A 2,855-nucleotide genomic window follows, 5' to 3' on the forward strand; every position below is an offset into this window, starting at 1 on the left:
TCGCCGACCGCGGCGCTGGTCACCAACGCGCTCGGGATGGCGATCGAGTCCCGGACCCCGCCGGCCGGGGCGGTGATCCACTCCGACCGCGGGACGCAAGGCGGATTCAACTGATCGTCGCAACACCCTGATCTCGGAGGTGTTCGGCGCGGCGACGGCGGACTGGAGGGAGAAGACCAGTGATGTTTCCGGAGGGCGTTCGTCGGCAGTGGTGGCGTGCTGATCGGGCCCTTGGGCCGGCAATGCGCTCACCTGGCCGGCCGGAGCCGTCACGGGCGGCGCAACGCCAGTTCTGGCAACTGATCGCCACCGGGGTCACCACGGCGGAGGCGTCGTTGGCGGTCGGCGTGGAGCAATAGTCAAGACCTGTGGATGAAGATCTTTTAGGCGGCTTCGGGTTGTGGGTGTTCGTCGGGTCGCTCGACGAGCTTGCCGACGGTGAGCTCCGCGCCGGTGGTGTAGGTCGCGTCGAATGCGAGGAACGCCGCGGCCAGGGCCACCTCCCGGGGCCTCCCCAGGTGCCGCATGGGGTTCTCGGCGACCCGCTGCGCGACAAACTCCGCTGCGGCCTCGGCGCTCATCGTCGTCTCCAGGGTGCCCGTCGCGATCGTGCCCGGGCTGACCGCGTTGACCCGCACACCCCGGTCGGCGAGCTCGGCGGCGAAGGTGCGCGTCATCGAGCGCAGGGCGGCCTTGCCCGCGGGGCAGACGCTGGTGCCCCGGATGCCGGCCAGGTGGTCCACCGAGGTCGTCGGCACGGTCCCGGCCCCGTCGCCGAGCAGGGACAGGAGCTTCTGCACGGTGAGGTAGGCGCCCCTGACGTTGGTCGCGTTCACCTCGTCGTACTCCTGCTCGGTGACGGTCTCCAGGGCGCGGCACGGGCGGTCTCGGCGTTGACGAAGTCGGCGTCGAGACCGCCGAACCGCGTCCGCACCCGGTCGGCCAGCGCGTCGAGGTCCGCCGGGGTGGAGACGTCGCCGCGGACCGCCAGCGCGGAGTCGCCGAGTGCGGCCTGTGCGTCGTCGAGCGCCGGCTGCGAGCGACCGGTCACGACCACGTGGGCTCCTCGCTCCACCAGGAGCCGGGCGATCGCGAGTCCGATGCCGTGGCTGCCGCCCGGGGCGCGTCGGTACGCCGCACGCGACTCACGGGCGTCGCCGCTCGATCGTCAGGGTGCCTGCAGTGGCGGCGCGGCCGTGGTCACCGGCGAGCAGGTCTGCGGCGAGCCGAGCTCGACGGCGCTGACCGCGTCGAGGCGGGCCAGCTGCTCGGTGGTGAGCTCGGCCTGAAGCGCGTCGAGGTTCCCCGGCAGCTGCTCGGTGGTGCGGGCACCGACGATCGGGGCCACGACCCCCCCGCACCTGGAGGACCCAGGCCAGCGCGATCTGGGCCGGCCGGCGGCCGGTCTCGGTCGCGATGTCCTGCACGACCTCGGCGATGGCCAGGCTCCGTTCGGTGACCATGCCGAGGGCGGCGTTGACGCCCTTGCGATTGCTCGCCCCTGGTCGTGCCGGTGACCCGCTCCCCGCCAGGTCGGCCCGGGTGTACCGGCCGGCGAGCACACCGCCCCCGATCGGGGAGAACGGGGTGACCCCAGCCCCATCTCCCGGGCCATCGGCAGGAGGTCGCGTTCGGCGGCCCGGTTGATCAGGCTGTACTCGGGCTGCAGGGCGACCAGGGGGGTCCAGCCGAGCAGGTCGGCGACGGCCTGCATGCGCGAGACCTGCCAGGCGGGCACGTTGGACATCGCCACGTAGTGCACCTTCCCCGTCCGGACCAGGTCGTCCAGACCGCGCAGGACCTCCTCGACGGGGCGTCGTGGAGTCCCAGACGTGCAGGTGGAGGAGATCGTCGGCGGTGGTGTGCCAGCCGATGCCGGCGAAGTGCAGCCAGGAGATGACAAACCTCGGTCGTGTCCTCGCTGTCGTCCAGGCGCTCGCCCTCATCGGCGGTCGGGCCGGTGCTGGCGTGGTCGCTTCGCCGGTCGCGCGGGCCTGCCGCAGGGCGGTCAGCGTCGTCGAGTACCGGCGGGAGCGGGTGGAGAAGTGAATCTCGCTGGTCAGCTGCGGTGATCGGCGCGGCGTTCGAGGAACACAGTGTCCCGCCAACGACCGTCGTGCCGTCCGATGCGTTCGCGGACGCCGAGGGTGCGGTAGCCGGCAGCGCGGTGCAGAGCGAGGCTGGCGCGGTTCTCGGGAAAAATCGAGGTCTGCAGGGTCCAGAGGCCGGCGTCGTCCGCGGCGCAGACCTGCTGGCGGATAAGTGCTTTGCCGACGCCGCGGCCTCGGAAGCCGTCAGCGACGTAGACCGATGTCTCCCCGACGCCACTGTAGACCGGCTGGGTCGAGACGGGGCGCACGGCGGTCCAGCCCACGACCTGGTCGTCGATCTCGGCGACCCAGCGGTGCTCGCGCAGCCAGCCGGAGTCGAGGTCGGTGCGGTCGGGCACGTCGGTCTCGAAGGTGGCATGGCCGGTGGCGATGCCCTCGCCGTAGATCCGGAGCACCGGGTCCCAGTCGTCGTCGGTCATGGCGCGGACGGTGACGTCGTCGGGGATGTCGTCCGGGCAGCAGGGGCCGGGGGTGAGCAGGCCCATGACGGCGTCCGCGGCGTGGGGCAGGCCGGTACAGCAGTTCGGATTGACCGTGACCTGCGTGGTGGTGCCTTCCTTGCGCAGGATGACGAAGCCGGTGTCGGCCAGCTTGCGCAGGTGGTGCGAGCAGGTCGCCTGGCTGATGCCCACCAGCTCGGCGAGCCGGCTGAGCTTCCCCCGGTTCACCGGAGTGCGGGTTATCTGTGATCGTCGCGCTGGGCGCGATGGTAGGTGTCTTCGTACTCGTCGGGTGAGAGCCCGC

Annotated in this window: 4 protein-coding genes and 3 pseudogenes; 1 reads left to right on the forward strand and 6 read right to left on the reverse strand. The window is 71.8% G+C overall.

The features are described 5' to 3' along the window. Positions 1 to 182: 182 nt before the first annotated feature. Positions 183 to 350, forward strand: a pseudogene (locus ACVJO7_RS33885) (IS30 family transposase); the annotation flags it as partial. 33 nt (positions 351 to 383) lie between these two features. On the opposite strand, the gene ACVJO7_RS33890 reads toward ACVJO7_RS33885, so the two are convergent. The 6 genes and pseudogenes from ACVJO7_RS33890 to ACVJO7_RS33915 all read right to left on the reverse strand — a co-directional run bounded on the left by ACVJO7_RS33890 (position 384) and on the right by ACVJO7_RS33915 (position 2,779). After that, positions 384 to 836 carry an SDR family oxidoreductase gene (locus tag ACVJO7_RS33890; RefSeq protein WP_491676354.1) on the reverse strand — a complete coding sequence of 151 codons (453 nt, stop codon included), beginning with the start codon at positions 834 to 836 and terminating at the stop codon, positions 384 to 386. Then, positions 833 to 1,057 (reverse strand): hypothetical protein, encoded by a 225-nt coding sequence (locus ACVJO7_RS33895; RefSeq protein WP_491676355.1) that lies wholly within the window; start codon positions 1,055 to 1,057, stop codon positions 833 to 835. The genes ACVJO7_RS33890 and ACVJO7_RS33895 overlap by 4 nt, the downstream gene beginning before the upstream one ends. A 111-nt stretch (positions 1,058 to 1,168) precedes the next feature. Beyond that, the gene (locus ACVJO7_RS33900) at positions 1,169 to 1,348 is read right to left on the reverse strand and encodes a hypothetical protein (RefSeq protein ID WP_491676357.1); all 180 of its coding nucleotides are present in this window, start codon (positions 1,346 to 1,348) and stop codon (positions 1,169 to 1,171) included. Positions 1,349 to 1,409: 61 nt separating this feature from the next. Beyond that, positions 1,410 to 1,762: pseudogene (locus tag ACVJO7_RS33905) on the reverse strand (aldo/keto reductase); the annotation flags it as partial. A 136-nt stretch (positions 1,763 to 1,898) separates the two neighbouring features. Further along, positions 1,899 to 2,153 (reverse strand): annotated as a pseudogene (locus ACVJO7_RS33910) (hypothetical protein); the annotation flags it as partial. Further along, complete coding sequence (locus ACVJO7_RS33915) at positions 2,060 to 2,779, reverse strand: GNAT family N-acetyltransferase (RefSeq protein ID WP_491676356.1); 720 nt, start codon at positions 2,777 to 2,779, stop codon at positions 2,060 to 2,062. The gene ACVJO7_RS33915 and the pseudogene ACVJO7_RS33910, both read right to left, overlap by 94 nt. Positions 2,780 to 2,855 lie beyond the last annotated feature (76 nt).

The sequence above is a fragment of the Pseudonocardia sp. DxW genome, assembly GCF_058448985.1.